We start from the raw sequence: 18,329 nt of genomic DNA, 5'->3' as shown, positions 1-18,329 counted from the left end.
TTCGCGGGGCGCTGCGGTGTCACTTGCCGCGCAGGGCCAGCACTTCGGCCGGCTGCACCAGCTGGCCCGTCTTGTTCGACCAGCTGTTCTTGGTGTACGTGGCCACGGCCGCGAGATCGGTGTCGCTCAGTTGCTTCCAGGACGGCATGGCGCCGTTGTTCTGGCCGTTGAGCAGCACATGCAGTTGCACCGAGTGGTCGGCGTCGAGCACCTTCACGTCGCCGTCGAGCGCCTTGATCGGGCCCGCGCCCTTGCCGTTGGCCTGGTGGCAGGCGGCGCAGTTGGCGGCATAGACCTTCTCGCCGCGCACCAGCATGTCGGGCAGCGTCCAGACCTTGGTCGGGTCGTCCAGCTTGGCGGCGGCTTCCTTGCGCTTGGTGGCGACCCAGCCCGTGTAGTCGGCGGCCGAGACCACCTTCACGTGGATCGGCATGTAGGCGTGTTCCTTGCCGCACAGTTCCTGGCACTGGCCGTAGTAGTCGCCCACGGTCTCGGCGCGAAACCAGGTGTCGCGCACGAAGCCGGGAATGGCGTCCTGCTTGAGGCCCAGTTGCGGCACGGCGAAGGCGTGGATCACGTCATTGGCCGTGGTGATGATGCGCACCTTCTTGTTGACCGGCACCACCAGCGGGTTGTCGACCTTGAGCAGGTAGTCGTCGGGCATCACGCCCTTGGCGCCGGCGTCGGACATGGCGCGCTGCGAGCTGTCCAGCGTGGAAATGAAGGCCAGGCCCTCGCCTTCGCCGTTCAGGTAGTCGTAGCCCCACTTCCACTGGTAGCCGGTGGTCTTGATCGTGAGGTCGGCGTTGGTGGTGTCCTTCTGGGCCACCAGCACCTTGGTGGCGGGCAGCGCCATGACGATCACGATCAGGAAGGGCACGATGGTCCAGATGACCTCGACCACCACCGACTCATGAAAGTTGGCCGCCTTGTGGCCGACCGACTTGCGGTGCTTCCAGATCGAATAGAACATGACCGCGAACACGGCAACGAAGATGACCGTGCACAGGATCATCATGATCGTGTGCAGGAAATGCTGTTCCTGCGCGATCTTGGTCACCCCGACCGGAAGATTCAGCTGGCGCACCGAAGGTCCACCGGGCAGATCGTTGACTGCGTGCGCCGCGCTGCTGAAAGCCGCGCCGGCCGCCAGCAACAGATTCGCCGGCCTGTACGTATTGCGCCAAATGCTCTTCATCGTGTTCACGTTTCTCAATTTTTTCGACAAACCCAACCGTGCGGCACTGCGCGAGCCCCCTCAGGCGCCGCGCAACGCCATGCGAATCTCGCGGGCCAACGCGGCACGCAACTCCGGGCGTACATAGCGCCCCACCCTGACCGATCGACCCTGCCCCGAGACCTCGATCAATGAGCGATCGCCGGTCTGCGGTTCGATCCGCACCTGGTGCGGAAGAAATTCCGTGCGCTCGTAGTGCCCGCCGTTCTCGAGCTCCACGACAAGTCGTCCTTCCTGCAGCGCGATCTTTTCCCCGTCGGTCGCGTGCCGTGCGTACACCATGAACGCCACACCGACCGCGGCCAGCTCGAGCCAGGCGAAAGGCAGCACCAGGGGCGCACCGTGCAGCCAGAACAAGGTGCCGATGCCGAGCGATACCACGCACAGCGACGCGTAGAGCCAGCCCAGCTGGCTCGGCGTCACCGAGCAGTTTCGCTTCAAAAACCAGTGGATGTTCTGGCCTGAAACGGTGGCAAATCGAAAGACGGAATTCGGCACGGGCGAGTTCAGCAAATCGGTGCGTCGACGGTGGCCAAACCCCTCGTACAAACAGGATTCGACACCCCTCGTTCACGGGACAGTACCCGCGAGTTCCACGCAACGGCGGATTGTAGCGGGTAGATACCGGCGTCCGAGTGCCCTGTGGGACCCCTACGGGTCACCCCTAGTAGGCAGAAAACGCGCTGTGCGACAAGCGTTTTTGCGGTGCGATCCGCCAGCGATCAGCCGCCCGGCCGACCCCGTTGCAGCATGGCGCGCATCTCGCGCAGCGAGACCGCGCTTTCGGCCGACAGCGACACGCGCGGCGCGGGCTTGAACGCGTGGCCGTAGATGACCTCGAAGGTCAGCGCGATGCGCCCGGCACCCTCCCCGCTTTCAGCGCCGTTTTCAGCCGGTGCCAGCTCGGGCAGCGCCTTCTTCAGCGACTGGTGCCACGCCTTGCCACGCAGCCCGGGGAAGCGCGCGGGGTGCAGGTTGCGGCCCAGCCCGCGCAGCTCGGCCAGCGCCGCCTCGGGCGTGGCCCAGGTCAGCACGATGCGCTCCATGTCCATCACCGGCTCGGCAAAGCCGGCGTGCACCAGCATGTCACCCCAGTCGTGCATGTCGGTGAACTCGTGGCCCGCGGCGGGCCAGCCCAGGCGGGCATGCAGCGCGCGCAGTTCGCGCACGGTGTCGGGGCCCAGGCAGGAGAACATCAGGAAGCCGTCGGTCGCCACCAGCTTGTGCCAGTGCGAGATGAGCGCCTCGGGGTCGGCCGCCATGTGCAGCGACATGTTGGCCCAGAGCAGGTCGACGCCGTCTTCGGGCGGGGCGTCGAAGCGCGCCTTGCCGCCTTGCCAGCGGCGCGCGCTCCACCACGGAGCGCTGAGCGCCTGGCCGGTGAGGGTGGCCAACGCGGCTTCGGGCTCGATGACGAACGACGCGGCGTCCTTGTAGCGGCGCGCCACCAGCTCATGGGCCTCGAGGCCGCCGCGCAACGGAGCCCAGTCGGCCCACGTGCGGGGCTGGGCCTTGATCCATTGCAGGCGGTCTTCCATCCGGCGGCCGATTTCTTCGTGCAGCCAGGGGGAGGCGTCGGCGGGCGCGAGCCGACGCCAGCGGGCGGCCGCCGTGGCATCGATGGTCGGCGGTCGTCTTGTGGGGTCGGTGGCCATGGGGCCGTGAGTATATTGAGACATGCGCAGCCATCGGGCCCTGTGGCCTTTCCTGTCTTTCTCGTCGTTCTCCCCTTTCCGGCCCCTCGCCTCGCTGCTTGGCTCTGTGCTTTCGCGGCTGCCCAGCCAATGCGCGGTCTGCCGCGCCTGGCCGTCGCGACCGGTGTGCGACGCCTGCGTGGCCCGCTTCGCCCCGCCCACCGCACGCTGCGGCGGCTGCGCCCTGCCGCTGCCCGAGGGCGTGAGCCGCTGCGGCGATTGCGTGAAGCACCCGCCGCCGCTGGACGCCTGCCTGGCCGCCTGCACCTACGCCTGGCCGTGGCCGGACGCCATCGCCGCCTTCAAGTTCCACGGCGACGCCGGCCGGGCCGGCCCCTTCGCCACCCTGCTGCGCAGCGCGCCCTGGGTCGAGCTGGCGCTGGAGCAGTGCGACCTGGTGCTGCCGATGCCGCTGTCGCCCGAGCGGCTGCGCGAGCGCGGCTTCAACCAGGCGCACGAGCTCGCGCGGCGGCTCTCGCCCGCCAGGACCGACCCCGCACTGCTGCTGCGCACCCGCGACACGGTTGCCCAGAGCGGCCTGCCGCGCGCCGAACGGCTGCGCAACCTGAGCGGCGCCTTTGCCGTCGAGCCACTGCGCGCGGACGCAGTGCGGGGCAAGCGCATCGTGCTGGTCGACGACGTGATGACCAGCGGCGCCTCGCTGTTTGCCGCGGCCCAGGCGCTGCGGCTGGCCGGCGCGGCGCACATCACGGCGGTGGTGCTGGCCCGCACAGACCCGCCGCGCTGAGACCGCCGAGTTACGGCCACCGAATTCGCATTGCCCGCCGACCGGCACCCCCGCCCCGCCGACAATCGGCGCATGTTCCATATCGTCCTGGTCCACCCCGAGATTCCGCCGAACACCGGCAATGTCATCCGCCTCGCGGCCAACACAGGCTGCACGCTGCACCTGGTCGAGCCGCTGGGTTTTTCCATGGACGACCGCCTGCTGCGCCGCGCCGGCCTCGACTACCACGAGTACGCCGAGGTCAAGCGCCACGCCGACTGGCAGGCCCTGCTCGCCACCGAGCAACCCGCCGCCGAGCGCATGTTCGCCCTCACCACGCGCGGCACGCGTGCGGTGCACGACGTGCGCTTTCAGCCGGGCGACTGGCTGGTGTTCGGCTCGGAGACCAGCGGCCTGCCGCCCGCGGTGCGCGACGGTTTCGCCGAGCCACAGAAGCTGCGCCTGCCGATGCGCGAGGGCCAGCGCAGCCTGAATCTGTCGAACGCGGTGGCGGTCACCGTGTTCGAAGCCTGGCGGCAAAACGGCTTCGGCTGACAACTGGAAACAAGCTCGCCACGCCTTGGGGCGGAGAGAGTGCATCCGATCGGCCGGGCGCGCCGTATGGAAAGACATGCAGGCCACACATCGCGGTCTGCATCCGGTCCATTCAAAGTTTTGCCACAAGGAGTCTCGCCATGAACGCCAAGTCGATTGCTTTTGCCGCCTTCGCCACGCTCGCCCTCGCCAGCGGCGCCCAGGCCTTCCAGGGTGAACAGAACCCGCTGCCGCCGCAGCCCTTCCAGTCGACGCTGTCGCGTGCGCAGGTGCAGGCCGACGCGCGCCAGCCGTTCAGGATCAGCAATGGCGGCACCGGCGTGCAGCAGGCCCGCAACGGCAGCACCGACCGCAACGCCGTGCGCCAGAGCGCGCTGAGCATCACCCGCCAGGGCGCGGCCACCTACGGTGAAGTGACCGACCGTCCCATGTAAGCAAAGAAGAAAGCCCCGCGAGCGGGGCTTTCAGGGGCCGTTCAAGGGTAGCGGCGCGCCACCGACTCGGCCACGCAGGCCGGCTTGGCGGCACCTTCGAGCTCGATGGTGACCTCCCAGGCCATCTGGACGCCGTTGTCGGCAATCGGGGCCGAGCTCAGCAGCTTCATGCGCGCGCGCAGCCGCTTGCCGACTGGCACCGGCGACATGAAGCGCACCCGGTTCATGCCGTAGTTCACGCCCATGCGCGACTCCACCACCTCGATCGTTTCCTCGAAAAAGCGCGGCAGCAGCGACAGCGTGAGAAAGCCATGGGCAATCGGCGCGCCGAAGGGGCCGGCCTTGGCCCGCTCCACGTCCACGTGGATCCACTGGTGGTCGCCGGTCGCCTCGGCGAACAGGTTCACCTGCTCCTGCGTGATGGTGATCCAGTCGCTCACGGCGACTTCCTGGCCGACGCAGGCGGAAAGATCCTGAAGGGTCTGGAATGTCTTTTTGGTCATGCGGCGCATTCTGGCGCGTGGGGTGTTCGGCCGGCTGTCGGCCGTGCGACAACCGGGCTCAGGGAAAACCGGGGGGCGGCAAAGCATCCGGCCGTTGTGGCGCTCAGGCGTCCAGCCACTCGCAAAGGGGTTGCCACTGGTCCAGGTCGCGTTGCACGCGGCCCGGCGCAATGTCGAACAGCGTGAGCCCGCGCGCGGCCAGCTGCACATAGTTCTGCGTGTCGCGCAGTTCGCCGATCACCGGCACGCCCAGCCCCGCAATGAACTCGTGCAGCCGGTCAGCCGCCAGCGTGCGCGCATTCACGCGCATGCCGACCAGCCCGATCTTCGTCTTCTCGGCGCGGCGGCTTTCCAGCAGGCGGTCCAGAAAGTCGCGCGTGGCGTAAATGTCGAAGATGCTCGGCTGCAGCGGCACGATGACCCGGTCGGCCAGTGCCAGCACCTCCTTGAAGCGCCAGCCGTGCAGGCCGGCCGGCGTGTCGAGCACCGCGTGCGTGGTGCCGCGCGGCGGCCTGACCACAGAACTGTCGCCGGCCGCCTCCCAGGTGGCGATGGGCCGCGCCTGCGGCGGGCGCAGCCCCAGCCACAGCCGCGAAGACTGCTGCCTGTCCACGTCGCCGAGCATCACGGCGTGGCCGCGGCTTGCGAAGTAACCCGCGACGTTGGTCGCGATTGTCGACTTGCCTACGCCACCCTTGGGGTTGGCGACCAGAACCACCGGCATGAGCGTCTCCTCCAGAACTGGAACGGGCTCCATGGTAGTGGCTGACTCCCTTTTTGCCCGGCGAATCCGCCGCGACTAGGCTATGTTCGCGGGATGACTACAACAACATCCTCGGGAACACCGGCCGCCGAAAGCAGCGGCGTCTACGTGCTTGCCGCCCACCCGCACTGGCGCGATTCGCGCGTCAACCGCCGCATGCTCGCCGCCGCCCGCGCCGTGCCCGGCGTCGAGGTGAACGACCTCTACGGCAGCTACCCCGACTACGCCATCGACGTCGAAGCCGAGCAGGCCCGCCTTGCCAAGGCCCGGCTGGTGGTGCTGCTGCACCCGATTCAGTGGTACTCGATGCCCGCGCTGCAAAAGCTCTGGCTCGACGACGTGCTCGCCTACGGCTGGGCCTACGGCCCCGAAGGCAACGCGCTGCAGGGCAAGGACCTGTGGCTGGTCGCCACCACCGGCAGCCCGGAGTCCAGCTACCACCCGCAGAACTACCACCGCTACTTCTTCGACGCCTTTTTGCCGCCGTACGAACAAACCGCCGCGCTGTGCGGCATGCGCTTTCTGCCGCCGCTGATGCTCCATGGCGCGCGCAGCGCCACCGAGGCCGAGGTGGCCGCGCATGTGGCCACCTTTGCGCAGCGCCTGGGCAGCTACCCCGACTGGCCCGAGATCGAGGAGATCGACGCCTGCGTGGCCTGCCCCGTGCCCGAGAGCGACCGGCCGGCCGACGACGACTTCGGCAAGGTCACGGGCAACGCCTTCCATGCCGCCATGACCCGCGGCCTGGCGGTCGCCTCCGCGCAGAAGGTGGCCTGAGCATGGAACACGCACCCGCCTGGCTGACCAGCAGCCTGATCTACCTGGGCGCCGCCGTGCTGGTCGTGCCGCTGTCCAAGTTCCTCGGGCTCGGCTCCATCATTGGCTACCTGGTGGCCGGCATCGCCATCGGGCCCTGGGGCCTGGGCCTGGTGTCCAGCGTGGAAGACGTGCTGCACTTTGCCGAATTCGGCGTGGTGCTGATGCTGTTTCTGGTGGGCCTGGAGCTCGAACCCAAGCGCCTGTGGAACCTGCGCCGGCCCATCTTCGGCTGGGGCGCCGCGCAGGTGCTGAGCTGCGCCGCCGTGCTGTTTGCCGCGGGCTATGCAGTGGGGGCAGAGTGGCGCGTAGCGCTGGTGGCCGCGCTGGGGCTGGCGCTGTCGTCCACCGCCATCGCGCTGCAGGTGTTCGGCGAACGCAACCTGCTGAAAACACCCAGCGGGCAGGCCGGCTTTTCGATCCTGCTGTTCCAGGACGTGGCGGCCATCCCCATCCTGGCGCTGCTGCCGCTGCTCGCGGGCGCCACCGCGGCCGAACAGGCCATCACCGGACTCGACCGCGCGCTGGAGGCCGCCAAGATCATCGGCGTGATCGGCGGCATCATTCTGGGCGGCCGGCTGCTGCTGCGCCCGGTGCTGCGCTGGATTGCGCGCAGCAACACGCCCGAGATCTTCACCGCCGCCGCGCTGCTGCTGGTGGTGGCCATTGCCGCGCTGATGCAGCTGGTCGGCCTGTCCATGGCGCTGGGCGCCTTTCTGGCCGGCGTGCTGCTGGCGGAAAGCGAATACCGGCGCGAGCTGGAAACCGACATCGAGCCCTTCAAGGGCCTTCTGCTGGGCCTGTTCTTCATTGCCGTGGGCATGTCGATCAACTTCGGCGTGCTCATTGCCAGCCCCTGGGTCATGGCGGCGCTGGTGCTGGGCTTCATGGTCATCAAGCTGGTGGTGATCTACACGCTGGCCAAGGCCATGGGCATCGCCTACCAGGAGCGCCCCGTGTTCACGCTGCTGCTGGCGCAGGGCGGCGAGTTCGCTTTCGTGGTGTTCCAGGCGGCGGGGCCCGACGTGCTGCCGCCTGAAATCACCTCGCTGCTGATTGGCGGCGTGGCGCTGTCGATGCTGCTGTCGCCGCTGCTGCTGGTGCTGCTCGACAAGTTCGTGCTGCCGCGCTACAGCCGTCACACCGGCCCGCAGATGGACGAAATTTCCGAGCAGCAAGACGCCAAGGTGCTCATCTGCGGCTTCGGTCGCTACGGGCAGATCGTGGGGCGCATGCTGATGTCCCAAGGCCTGCGCGTGACCGTGCTCGACCATGACGCCGACACCGTCGAAGGCCTGCGGCAGTTCGGCTTTCGGGTGTTCTACGGCGACGCCACGCGGCTCGACCTGCTGCGCACCGCGGGCGCCGGCACGGCCAAGGCCATCGTGGTGGCGGTGGACGACATCGAGCAGTCGCTCGAAATTGTCGATCTGGTGCGCGAGCACTTTCCGCAGGCCCGCATCATTGCGCGCGCACGCAACGTGACGCACCTGTTCCAGCTGCGCGACCGCGGCGTGGTGGACGTGGAGCGCGAGGTGTTCGAGTCGTCGCTGCGCAGCGCGCGCGCCACGCTCGAGGCGCTGGGCTGGCCCTCGCACGAGGCGCGTGAATCGGCCATGCGCTTTCGCCGAAGAAACATCGCGCTGAGCGACGAGATCTATCCGCACTACAAGGACCGCGCCAAGCTCATCGCGGCCAACAAGGCGGGCCGCCAGCAGTTCGAAGAGCAGATGGCGCGCGAGCGCGAAGAACGCCAGCGGCGACTGGGGCGCGACTGGGAGCGGATGAACGGGGAAGAAGACCAGGCGCCTTGACCCGTGCCCCGGCGCCTGTAGCGGTCCCGCCTAGAGTGGCACCGTCAGGTACACGCCCTCGCGGCCCACCAGCGCCGCGCGCGTGGGCATGAAGATGGTGCAGTCGTCGCAGGGCGAGCGAATCTCCTCGCCCGCGTCGACCGCGATCAGCTCGCCCTTGTGGAAGGTTTCGAAGCCGAGCACCGGCCGCGCAAAGGCAAAGCCCTCGGTCTTCACCATGTGCACTTGAAGCAGGCGGAACCGGCGCGCAGGCGCCTTGGCAACGGTCGAAGCCACCGGCTCGGTCAACCCGAGGTGCGCCAGAAAGCGCAGCGTGACGTCGGTGGCCAGGTCGGCCGCAGACTGGCTGAAATGCTGGCCACATTCCACGACCACCGCACCGCCGTCCACCCCCGGCTCCCCATGGCGGCCATAGCCCGTCACGCCCGTGCCGGGTGCGCCGCCCACGGGCATCACCAGGTGCACCAGCGGGTTGCCGATGGCCAGCGCCAGGCCCGCATTGCGCTCGAACTCCGGGTACACCCAGAAGGGCTGCACCGGCGCGCGCGTCGAGTGGATGTCCAGCACATAGTCGGCCGCGTCCAGCACCGGGCGCAGCTCGCGTGCGCGCTTCAGCTCGGGGCTTTGCTCGGTGCCGTCGAGCATCGCCTTCGACCAGATGCGGTTCAGGTTGTGCACCAGCTGGCGGTTGTCGTAGGGCCGCTCGATGTCGAAGGCGTTGTAGGCCTCCACATGCGCGAAGCTCACCGTGAGCGTGCCCAGCTTCGGGCGCACGCCCGCGTCCAGCAGGTGCGTGGCGGCGACCATGCCGCAGATCTCGTTGCCGTGCGTCAGTGCATTGACCAGCACATGCGGCCCGGGCCGGCCCGATTCGAAACGGTGCACGTAGTCGATGCCCGTGTTGCCCTGGCGGTAGGAGGAGATGTCGCGCGGCAGCACCTCCAGCGGCGCGGTGTCGGGGGCGAACGATGCGTCTGTCATGGCCTTACTCGCCACGGATGCCGGCACGCCGGACCATCTCGCCATAGGTCGCGAGCCGCTCCGACATCATGGCCGTGAACTGCGCGGGCGATTGCACCTCGGGCGTGAGCGAGCCACGCGACAGCAGCGCCTCGGCCATGGCCGGCTGGTCGGCCACCGAGCGCACCGCCTTGTGCAGCGCGGCAATCACTTCAGGCGGCGTCCTGGCGGGCGCGGCCAGGCCGATCCACGAGGTGGTGTTGAGCACCGGGTAGCCCAGCTCGGCAAAGGTCGGCACATCCGGCAGCGCGGCAACGCGCGCCGGCGCGGCCACCGCCAGCGCACGCAGCTTGCCGGCCTGAATGTGAGGCAAAAAGGGCGCGAGGTTGTCCAGGCCGAACTGCACCTCGTTGGAAATCAGCGCCGTTACCAGCGGGCCGCCGCCACGGTAGGGCACGTGCGTGGCATTGAGCTGCAGCTGCGACTTCATCAACTCCACGTTGAGCTGGCCCATGCTGCCCGGCCCGGCGCTGCAAAAGTTGAGCTCGCCGGGGCGCGCCTTCACCAGCGCCACAAACTCCTTGAAGGTCTTGGCCGGCACGGCCGGGTTCACCAGCAGCACGTTGATGGAGCGCGCCAGCTGGGTGATGGACGCGAAGTCCTTGATCGGGTCGTAGCCCGGGTTGGCCTGTGTGAGCGGGTTGGCCAGGTGCGAGCTTTGCGACGACACCACCAGCGTGTAGCCGTCGGGCTTGGCGCGCGCCACCTGCGCGCTGGCGATCGAGCCGCCGGCACCGCCGCGGTTGTCGATGACCACCGGCGTGCCCAGCGCCTTGGAGAGCGGTTCGGCGTACAGCCGCGCAATCAGGTCGACCGAGCCACCCGCCGGAAACGGCACCACCAGCGTGACCGGGCGCGACGGCCAGTCCTGCGCACGCGCGGCCAGCGGCAGCATCGCGGCAAGGCCGGCACCGAGCACCGCGCGGCGGCGCAGGGCGGAAACTTGAAAGGTGGGGCTCATGGTGCTCATCGGGTGGCGTCCTGGTCCGGATTAAAAGTGCGCGCATTGTTGCAAGACCATTTGTTTTTTGCAATGACCATTGCAAAATTGGGGCTGACACGACTCCGCATGCAGAATGCCCGCGACCATGAATCTGAACCAACGCATCTCGGGTTACGGCAAGAAGCTCACCAAGAGCGAGCAGCTCCTCATCGAGGAACTGCAAACGCGCTACCCCCAGGGCCTGCTCGAATCTGCAACGAGCCTTGCAAAAAAGGTGGGCACCAGCGCCTCCACCGTGGTGCGCCTGCTCGCCAAGCTGGGCTATGACAGCTATGCGCAGGCGCAGATGGAGGCCCGCTCCGAAGTCACCGCGCGGCTGTCGTCGCCCGCCACGCGCGCCGACGCAGTAATGGGGGACGACACCTCCGTGCGCACCTGCCTGGCCAACGCGCTGCTGCACGACCAGCACAACCTGGCCGCCACCTTCGCGTCGCTCGACGTCGCGGCCTTCGAGGCGGCGGTGCGCCTGCTGGTGCAGCGCAAGGCACGCGTGCATGTGCTCGGGCAGCGGCACGGTGCCGCGCTGGCCAGCCACCTCGCGCTGCACCTGAACATGTGCCTGCCCGACGTGCGGCCCCTGGCGGCCTCCGGCCCGCTGCCGCTGGAAGACCAGCTGCTGTGGGTGGACGACCACGACGTGCTGCTGGCGGTCACTTTCCGGCGCCACTCGCTGGCCATTGCGCGCGCGGCCAGGTACTTCAGGCAGAAGGGGGCGCGCGTGATCGTCATCACCGATGGCGCCTCAGTGCCCGCCGCGGCCTCGGCCGACCATGTGATGCAGGTGCGCACATCGAGCGCATCGCCGTTCGACTCGTACACGGCGGCGTTCACGCTGTGCAATGCGCTGGTGGCCGCGGTGGCGCAGCGGCGCAAGAAAGAACTGGGCGCGGCGCTCGAACGCGGCGACGCGCTGTGGGAGCAGCACTGGAACGACGCGGCCGCGCAGGCCGGTCGTTCGCGCAAGGCGTCTTCAGCCGGCTGAAGGGGCTGTGACAGGTGCCGCAGCGGGCGTGTCCAGCCGCAGCAGCCGCACCGCATTGCCCTTCAAAATGCCCGGCATCACCTCGGGCTTGAAGCCTGCCGCCTCGAAGTCGCGCATCCAGCGGTCGGGCGTGATCAGCGGGTAGTCGCTGCCGAACAAGATGCGGTCTTTCAGCAGCGTGTTGGCGTACTGCACCAGCTGCTTGGGAAAGTACTTCGGGCTCCAGCCCGACAGGTCGATCCACACGTTGGGCTTGTGCGTGGCCACGCTCAGCGCCTCGTCCTGCCACGGAAAGCTGGGGTGCGCCATCACGATCTGCATGTCGGGAAAGTCGATGGCCACGTCGTCCAGGTGCATCGGGTTGCTGTACTCCAGCCGCAGCCCGCCGCCGCAGCGCATGCCCGAGCCGATGCCGCTGTGGCCGGTGTGGAAGATGGCCGGCAGGCCGTACTCGGCAATCACCTCGTACAGGGGCCAGGCCATGCGGTCGTAAGGGTGGTAGCCCTGCACCGTCGGGTGAAACTTGAAGCCCTTCACGCCGTGCTCCTCGATGAGCCGGCGCACCTCGCGCGCGCCCATCTTTCCCTTGTGCGGATCGACGCTGCCAAAGGCAATCATCATGTCGCTGTTCTTCGCCGCGGCCTCGGCAATCTCCTCGTTGGGGATGCGCCGGCGGCCCATGTTCGATTCGGCGTCGACCATGAACATCACCAAGCCGATTTTCCTGTCACGGTAGTACTGCACGCTCTCCGCAATGGTGGGCCGGCCGCTGGAGCCGAAGTACTTGTCGGCGGCGCGGTCGTATTCCTCGCCGTAGTTGTCGAACGGGTTCCAGCAACTCACCTCGGCGTGGGTGTGGATGTCGATCGCAATCAGGTTCTGGTGGTCCATGTCTGTTGTCTCCGGTACGGGTAAGTCCCTAGGTTCGGGGGGCCTCAAGTGCCTTGAATTGATTATTTCTCATAACCATAATCCAACGCAACCCCGAACACCATCATGACCAATCCAGACCTGCACATCGACATCCGCGACGAAGTCGCCATCGTCCGCCTGACGCGCGGTGCCAAGCGCAATGCGTTGTCCGACGGCCTGATCTTCGCGCTGCGCGACGCCTTCGAAAAGCTGCCCTCCACCGTGCGCGCCGCGGTGCTCGACGGCGAAGGCCCGCACTTTTGCGCCGGCCTCGACCTGAGCGAGCTGAAGGAGCGCGACGCCGGCCAGGGCATGCAGCACTCGCGCACCTGGCACGCGGCTTTGGACCTGATCCAGCACGGCCCGGTGCCGGTGATTGCCGCGCTGCACGGCGCGGTGGTCGGCGGCGGGCTGGAGCTGGCCAGCGCCTGCCACATTCGCGTGGCCGACAGCAGCACCTTCTACGCACTGCCGGAAGGCTCGCGCGGCATCTTCGTGGGCGGTGGCGGCTCGGTGCGCATTCCCAAGCTCATTGGCGTGGCGCGCATGACCGACATGATGATGACCGGGCGCGTCTACAACGCAGAGGACGGCGAGCGCGCCAACTTCGCGCAGTACCTGGTGGCCGAGGGCACCGCCTTCGACAAGGCCCTGGAGCTCGCCAAGCGCATCGCCACCAACGCACCGCTGACCAACTACGCGCTGATGCACGCACTGCCGCGCATCGCCGAGCAGTCGGCCGACCACGGCTTCTTCACCGAGGCCCTGATGTCGGGCATCGTGCAGGCCGCGCCCGAAGCCAAGGCGCGCGTGCGCGACTTCCTCGAAGGCCGTGCGGCCAAGGTGAGCAAAGGATGACCGCCGCTCCAGCAGCTACCGCGGTTCGCTACCGCCCCCTGGCCTTCGGCGTCACGCGCGCCACGCTGCGCGACGGCGCGCCGGGCACTCGGTACCTGAAGGCCGAGACGCAACTCGATGCCTACCGCGAGCGCATGACCGACCGCCTGGCCTACTGGGCCGAACACGCGCCCGATCGCACCTTCATCGCCCGCCGCGAACGGCTGGCCGACGGCAGCACCGGCGACTGGCTGCGCGTGAGCTACGCGCAGGCGCTGGAAGAAGCACGCAGCATCGGGCAGGCGCTGTTGAACCGGGGCCTGAGCGCGGAGCGACCGGTCGCCATCCTCAGCGAGAACGGCATCGAGCATGCGTTGCTCGCACTCGGTTGCCTCTACGCCGGCGTGCCCTACTGCCCGGTGTCCCCGCCCTACTCGCTCGTGAGCCAGGACTTCGAAAAGCTGCGTCACGTGCTGGACACGCTCACGCCCGGCCTGGTGTTCGCCACCGACGCCGCGCGCTACGGCCGCGCCATTGCCGCCGTCGTGCCTGCGGACACCGAGGTGGTCATAGCCGAAGGCACGCTCGAAGGCCGCGCCGTCACCGCGTTCAACGCACTGGCCTCCACACCGACCACGCCCGCCATCGACGAAGCGATGCGCGCCACCGGCCCCGACACCATCACCAAGTTTCTTTTCACCTCGGGCTCCACCAAGATGCCCAAGGCTGTGATCAACACACACCGCATGTGGTGCGCCAACCAGCAGCAGTTGCGACAGTCGATTCCCGCGCTGGGCGACGAGCCGCCGGTGCTGGTCGACTGGCTGCCCTGGAACCACACCTTCGGCGGCAACCACAACGTGGGCATCGTGCTGGACAACGGCGGCACGCTCTACGTGGACGACGGCAAGCCCACGCCCGCCGGCATGGCCGAGACGCTGCGCAACCTGCGCGAGATTGCGCCCACCATCTACTTCAACGTGCCCACCGGCTTCGAAGCCATTGCGCACGCCATGGAAACCGACGCCGTGCTGCGGCGCAACCTGCTGTCGCGCGTGAAGATGTTCTTCTACTCGGGCGCCGCGCTGTCGCAGCCCGTGTGGGACAGCCTGCACAAGACGCAGGAGTCTGAAGTGGGCGAGCGCATCGTCATGGGCACCGGCCTGGGCATGACCGAGTCGGGCCCGTTCGCGCTGTACGTGACCGGCCCCGACGTGAAGTCGGGCGACGTGGGCCTGCCCGCGCCGGGCATCGAGCTCAAGCTGATCGACGTGGACGGCAAGACCGAGGTGCGCTACCGCGGCCCCAACATCACGCCCGGCTACTGGCGCGCGCCGGACGCCACCGCCGAGGCTTTCGACGAAGAAGGCTTTCTTTCCACCGGCGACGCGGTGCAGTGGATAGACGACGCCAACATTCACCGCGGCCTGCGCTTCGACGGCCGCATTGCCGAAGACTTCAAGCTGGCCACCGGCACCTTCGTGAGCGTGGGCCCGCTGCGCGCGAAGATCATCGCGGCCGGCGCGCCTTACGTGCAGGACGCGGTGCTCACCGGCATCAACCTGAAGGAAGTGGGCGCGCTGATCTTCCCGACGCAGAAGGTGCGCCAGCTCGCGGGCCTGGGCGCCGACGCCACGATGCAACAGGTGCTCGAAAGCACGCCGGTGCAGGCGCACTTTCAGCAGGTGGCCAACGAACTGTCCGCCACGGGCACCGGCAGCGCCAACCGCATCGCGCGGCTGCACCTGATGGCCGAGCCGCCCTCCATCGACAAGGGCGAGGTGACCGACAAGGGCTCCATCAACCAGCGCGCCGTGCTCAAGCACCGCGCCGCGCTGGCCGATGCGATGCACGGCGGCACGCTGCCTTTCACCCTCACACCACGTCAATAAGCATTTCAGGAGACCACACACCATGAACATCGAAGGACAAGCCGCCCTCGTCACCGGCGGCGCATCGGGCCTGGGAGAAGCCACCGCGCGCGAGCTCGCACGGCTGGGCGCCAAGGTCGCGGTGCTCGACCGCAATGCCGCGCTCGCTGAAAAAGTAGCCGCAGAGATTGGCGGCATCGCCTGCGTCTGCGACATCACAGACACCGACAGCGTGAACGCGGCGCTCGACAAGGCCGAAGCCGCCCACGGCCCCGCGCGCATTCTGATGAACGTAGCCGGCATCGGCAGCGCCAAGCGCATCGTCGGCAAGGACGGCAACCCCGCGCCGCTGGAAGACTTTGTGCGCGTGGTCAACATCAACCTGATCGGCGGCTACAACATGGCGCGCCTCTTCGCGGCGCGCTGCGCCAAGCTGGCCGCACTCGACAACGGCGAAAAGGGCGTGATGCTCTTCACCGCTTCCGTAGCAGCCTTCGACGGCCAGGTGGGCCAGCAGGCCTACAGCGCCTCCAAGGGCGGCCTGGTCGGCATGACGCTGCCGATGGCACGCGACCTGGCACAGCACGCCATTCGCGTGTGCACCGTCGCACCCGGCCTCTTCGCCACGCCGCTGCTGCTGGAGTTGCCCGAAGCCGTGCAGCACTCGCTGGCCGCGTCCATTCCCTTCCCGCCGCGCCTGGGCAAGCCTTCGGAATTTGCCGAGCTGGCCTGCCATGTCGTTACCAACGGCCACCTCAACGGCGAAGTGATTCGCCTGGACGGCGCGCTGCGCATGGCGCCGCGCTGAGCCATCTTTCGTTCTTTCGTTCGTTACCGCTTCGCAGATTCAACAAGACCCATCAGGAGACACCGATGACCTTCAAGAAGACCACCCTCGCCGCCGTGCTGGCGCTCATGGCCATGGGCTTGGCCCATGCCGACATCACCATCGGCGTGGTGCAGCCGCTCACCGGCCCGGCCTCGGGCCTGGGCATTCCGGTGAAGAACGGCATCGCCATCTGGCCCAAGACCATCGCGGGCGAAACGCTCAAGGTGGTGGTGCTCGACGACGCCACCGACCCGACCACGGGCGTGAAGGACGCGCAGCGCCTGGTGACGGAAGACAAGGTCGACGTGATCGTCGGCTCCAGCGCCACGCCCGTCGCCATTCCCATGGCCGACGTGACCGCCGAGGCCGGCACGCCGCAGATCTCCACCGCGCCGGCCGGCCTGCCGCCGGGCAAGGACAAGTGGTTCTTCCGCCTGCCGCAGTCGAACGACGTGATGGCCTTCGCGGTGGTCGCGCACATGAAGAAGCAGAACGTGAAGACCGTCGGCTTCCTCGGCTACACCGATGCGTACGGCGAGCTGTGGCTCAAGGCGCTGACCGCCGAGGCTGCCAAGAACGGCATCAAGATCGTTGCGACCGAGCGCTTTGCGCGCGCCGACACCAGCGTGACCGGCCAGGTGCTGAAGCTCACCTCGGCCAACCCCGACGCAATTCTCATCGTGGCCTCCGGCAGCGGCGCCGGCATGCCGCAGAAGGCGGTGATGGAGCGCGGCTACAAGGGCAAGGTCTACCAGACGCATGCCGCCGCCACGCAAGACCTGATGCGCACGGCAGGCAAGGACGCCGAGGGCACCTTCGTGGTGTCGGGCCCCGCCACCGTGGCCGAGCAGTTGCCCGACAGCCACCCGTCGAAGGCTGCTGCAGTCGCCTTTGTGCAGGGCTATGAAAAGGTCTACGGCCCGGGCTCGCGCAACCAGTTCGCGGGTCACTCGGCCGATGCGCTCACGGTGCTTGAAAAAGCGATTCCGGTCGCGCTCAAGAAGGCCAAGCCCGGCACGCCGGAGTTCCGCGCCGCGCTGCGTGATGCGCTGGAGACCATGGGCCGCACGGTGCTCGCGCACGGCGTGCTGAACTGGACGGCGCAGGACCACTGGGGCTACACGACCGAGACCGGCGTGATGCTCAAGGTGGTGAACGGCGCCTTCAAGGTCGAGCAGTAATTTTCTTCAGCCTCAGCAGCCTGCACCTCACGCCATGGATTTCTCAATCGCCAGCATCCTGACGCTGGACGGCCTCACCAACGGCGCGATCTATGCCCTGCTGGGCATGGGCATCGTGCTCGTCTTCACGGTGACCCGCGTCATCTTCATTCCGCAGGGCGAATTCGTGGCGTACGGTGCGCTGACGCTGGCGATCTTCCAGACCGGCAAGACGCCGGGCACGGTGTGGTTGCTGCTGATACTGGCCGGCGTGGCAGCGCTGATGGACCTGGTCACGACCTGGCGGCACCGCGGCAGCGCGGTGGCCGGGCTGATGGCGGCGCTGCGCACCTTCGCGCTGCCAGCCGTCATCTGCGCGGTGTCGGCCTGGGCCGGGCCGCGCAACCTGCCGTTGATGGTGCAGGCGGTGCTGACCGTAGCCATCGTCACGGCTTTCGGGCCGCTGGTGTACCGGGTGGCTTACCAGTCGCTGGCGGGCGCGAGTTCGCTGGTGCTGCTGATCGTTTCGGTTGGCGTGCACTTTGCGATGACGGGGCTGGGCTTGTTGTTCTTTGGCGCGGAGGGTTTTCGCAACCCGCCGTTCTGGGACGAGCGCATGGCGGTGGGGCCGCTCAACGTGAGCGGGCAGGCGCTGATCATCTTCGGCATGTCGGGTGCGTTGATCGTGTTGCTGTACCTGTTCTTCGAGCGCAGCCTGTACGGCAAGGCGTTGCGTGCGACGGCGGTGAACCGGTTGGGTGCGCGGCTGATGGGCATTTCCACGCAGGCGGCGGGTCAGCTAACGTTCGCCATGGCCGCGCTCATCGGTGCGTTGTCGGGGCTGTTGATCGGGCCTACGACCACGGTGTTTTACGACTCGGGTTTTCTCATCGGTCTGAAGGGGTTCGTTGCTGGCGTGATCGGCGGGCTTGCGAGTTACCCGGGGGCCTTGTTGGGTGCGTTGGCCGTGGGGGTGATCGAGGCGTTCGGGTCGTTCTGGGCCAGTTCGTTCAAGGAGGTGATCGTGTTCACCATCATTCTTCCTGTGCTGCTGTGGCGCTCTTTGCGCAGTGGGCATTCGGATGAGGAGCATTGATGGTGTTCTGTCCTTCTTGCTGTGCCTTGGGTGCTTCAGGGCGACGCTCACGCCGACGGGGTGCCTTGCTCCGCGA

General features: G+C 67.8%; 19 protein-coding genes. 11 read left to right on the top strand and 8 right to left on the bottom strand.

Annotated elements, in window-relative coordinates; all coding sequences use genetic code 11:
• Positions 1-19: 19 nt before the first annotated feature.
• From coxB to VLK31_RS29460, 3 genes are all read right to left on the bottom strand, one after another.
• Positions 20-1,198, bottom strand: coding sequence for a cytochrome c oxidase subunit II (coxB, locus tag VLK31_RS29470; protein ID WP_409172033.1), 1,179 nt, complete (start codon positions 1,196-1,198; stop codon positions 20-22).
• A 60-nt stretch (positions 1,199-1,258) separates the two neighbouring features.
• Positions 1,259-1,735 carry a DUF2244 domain-containing protein gene (locus tag VLK31_RS29465; protein ID WP_409172123.1) on the bottom strand — a complete coding sequence of 159 codons (477 nt, stop codon included), beginning with the start codon at positions 1,733-1,735 and terminating at the stop codon, positions 1,259-1,261.
• Positions 1,736-1,959: 224 nt separating this feature from the next.
• Positions 1,960-2,892, bottom strand: a complete 933-nt coding sequence (locus tag VLK31_RS29460) for a biotin synthase (RefSeq protein ID WP_409172032.1) — start codon at positions 2,890-2,892, stop codon at positions 1,960-1,962.
• A 22-nt stretch (positions 2,893-2,914) separates the two neighbouring features.
• Between VLK31_RS29460 and VLK31_RS29455 the strand changes: the two genes are divergently transcribed.
• From VLK31_RS29455 to VLK31_RS29445, 3 genes are all read left to right on the top strand, one after another.
• Positions 2,915-3,679 carry a phosphoribosyltransferase family protein gene (locus VLK31_RS29455; RefSeq protein WP_409172031.1) on the top strand — a complete coding sequence of 255 codons (765 nt, stop codon included), beginning with the start codon at positions 2,915-2,917 and terminating at the stop codon, positions 3,677-3,679.
• Positions 3,680-3,751: 72 nt separating this feature from the next.
• A complete protein-coding gene (gene trmL, locus VLK31_RS29450; protein WP_409172030.1) occupies positions 3,752-4,213 on the top strand; it encodes a tRNA (uridine(34)/cytosine(34)/5-carboxymethylaminomethyluridine(34)-2'-O)-methyltransferase TrmL in 462 nt (153 codons plus the stop codon).
• A 140-nt stretch (positions 4,214-4,353) separates the two neighbouring features.
• On the top strand, positions 4,354-4,647 hold the full coding sequence (locus tag VLK31_RS29445) for a DUF4148 domain-containing protein (RefSeq protein WP_409172029.1): 294 nt from the start codon (positions 4,354-4,356) through the stop codon (positions 4,645-4,647).
• A gap of 41 nt (positions 4,648-4,688) precedes the next feature.
• On the opposite strand, the gene VLK31_RS29440 is transcribed toward VLK31_RS29445, so the two are convergent.
• Positions 4,689-5,159: a MaoC family dehydratase gene (locus VLK31_RS29440; protein WP_409172028.1), complete on the bottom strand. Its 471-nt coding sequence runs from the start codon at positions 5,157-5,159 to the stop codon at positions 4,689-4,691.
• A gap of 94 nt (positions 5,160-5,253) precedes the next feature.
• Positions 5,254-5,874, bottom strand: a complete 621-nt coding sequence (locus tag VLK31_RS29435; RefSeq protein ID WP_409172027.1) for an AAA family ATPase — start codon at positions 5,872-5,874, stop codon at positions 5,254-5,256.
• A gap of 93 nt (positions 5,875-5,967) precedes the next feature.
• Between VLK31_RS29435 and VLK31_RS29430 the strand changes: the two genes are divergently transcribed.
• A complete protein-coding gene (locus tag VLK31_RS29430; RefSeq protein ID WP_409172026.1) occupies positions 5,968-6,690 on the top strand; it encodes an NAD(P)H-dependent oxidoreductase in 723 nt (240 codons plus the stop codon).
• 2 nt (positions 6,691-6,692) lie between these two features.
• Positions 6,693-8,543 carry a glutathione-regulated potassium-efflux system protein KefC gene (gene kefC / locus VLK31_RS29425; RefSeq protein WP_409172025.1) on the top strand — a complete coding sequence of 617 codons (1,851 nt, stop codon included), beginning with the start codon at positions 6,693-6,695 and terminating at the stop codon, positions 8,541-8,543.
• A gap of 30 nt (positions 8,544-8,573) precedes the next feature.
• On the opposite strand, the gene VLK31_RS29420 is transcribed toward kefC, so the two are convergent.
• Together VLK31_RS29420 and VLK31_RS29415 are read right to left on the bottom strand one after the other, a co-directional pair.
• Positions 8,574-9,524, bottom strand: a complete 951-nt coding sequence (locus VLK31_RS29420; RefSeq protein ID WP_409172024.1) for a succinylglutamate desuccinylase/aspartoacylase family protein — start codon at positions 9,522-9,524, stop codon at positions 8,574-8,576.
• Positions 9,525-9,528: 4 nt separating this feature from the next.
• Complete coding sequence (locus VLK31_RS29415) at positions 9,529-10,524, bottom strand: Bug family tripartite tricarboxylate transporter substrate binding protein (protein ID WP_409172122.1); 996 nt, start codon at positions 10,522-10,524, stop codon at positions 9,529-9,531.
• Between the two features lie 127 nt (positions 10,525-10,651).
• On the opposite strand from VLK31_RS29415, the gene VLK31_RS29410 reads away from it, so the two are divergent.
• Positions 10,652-11,548, top strand: a complete 897-nt coding sequence (locus tag VLK31_RS29410) for a MurR/RpiR family transcriptional regulator (RefSeq protein WP_409172023.1) — start codon at positions 10,652-10,654, stop codon at positions 11,546-11,548.
• Here VLK31_RS29410 and VLK31_RS29405 read toward each other — a convergent pair.
• Positions 11,537-12,439 (bottom strand): amidohydrolase family protein, encoded by a 903-nt coding sequence (locus VLK31_RS29405; RefSeq protein ID WP_409172022.1) that lies wholly within the window; start codon positions 12,437-12,439, stop codon positions 11,537-11,539. The genes VLK31_RS29410 and VLK31_RS29405 overlap by 12 nt on opposite strands.
• A 105-nt stretch (positions 12,440-12,544) precedes the next feature.
• Here VLK31_RS29405 and VLK31_RS29400 point away from each other — a divergent pair, with 105 nt between their 5' ends.
• From VLK31_RS29400 to VLK31_RS29380, 5 genes are all read left to right on the top strand, one after another.
• Positions 12,545-13,318, top strand: coding sequence for a crotonase/enoyl-CoA hydratase family protein (locus tag VLK31_RS29400; protein ID WP_409172021.1), 774 nt, complete (start codon positions 12,545-12,547; stop codon positions 13,316-13,318).
• Positions 13,315-15,189 carry a feruloyl-CoA synthase gene (locus VLK31_RS29395; RefSeq protein WP_409172020.1) on the top strand — a complete coding sequence of 625 codons (1,875 nt, stop codon included), beginning with the start codon at positions 13,315-13,317 and terminating at the stop codon, positions 15,187-15,189. The genes VLK31_RS29400 and VLK31_RS29395 overlap by 4 nt, the downstream gene beginning before the upstream one ends.
• A gap of 22 nt (positions 15,190-15,211) precedes the next feature.
• A complete protein-coding gene (locus VLK31_RS29390; protein ID WP_409172019.1) occupies positions 15,212-15,976 on the top strand; it encodes an SDR family NAD(P)-dependent oxidoreductase in 765 nt (254 codons plus the stop codon).
• 65 nt (positions 15,977-16,041) lie between these two features.
• On the top strand, positions 16,042-17,178 hold the full coding sequence (locus VLK31_RS29385; RefSeq protein ID WP_409172018.1) for an ABC transporter substrate-binding protein: 1,137 nt from the start codon (positions 16,042-16,044) through the stop codon (positions 17,176-17,178).
• A 34-nt stretch (positions 17,179-17,212) separates the two neighbouring features.
• A complete protein-coding gene (locus VLK31_RS29380) occupies positions 17,213-18,253 on the top strand; it encodes a branched-chain amino acid ABC transporter permease (RefSeq protein ID WP_409172017.1) in 1,041 nt (346 codons plus the stop codon).
• Positions 18,254-18,329 lie beyond the last annotated feature (76 nt).

This window comes from Variovorax sp. H27-G14, assembly GCF_046156345.1.
Taxonomy (GTDB): Bacteria; Pseudomonadota; Gammaproteobacteria; order Burkholderiales; family Burkholderiaceae_C; genus Variovorax.
This window is presented reverse-complemented; position numbering and strand designations above follow the sequence as displayed.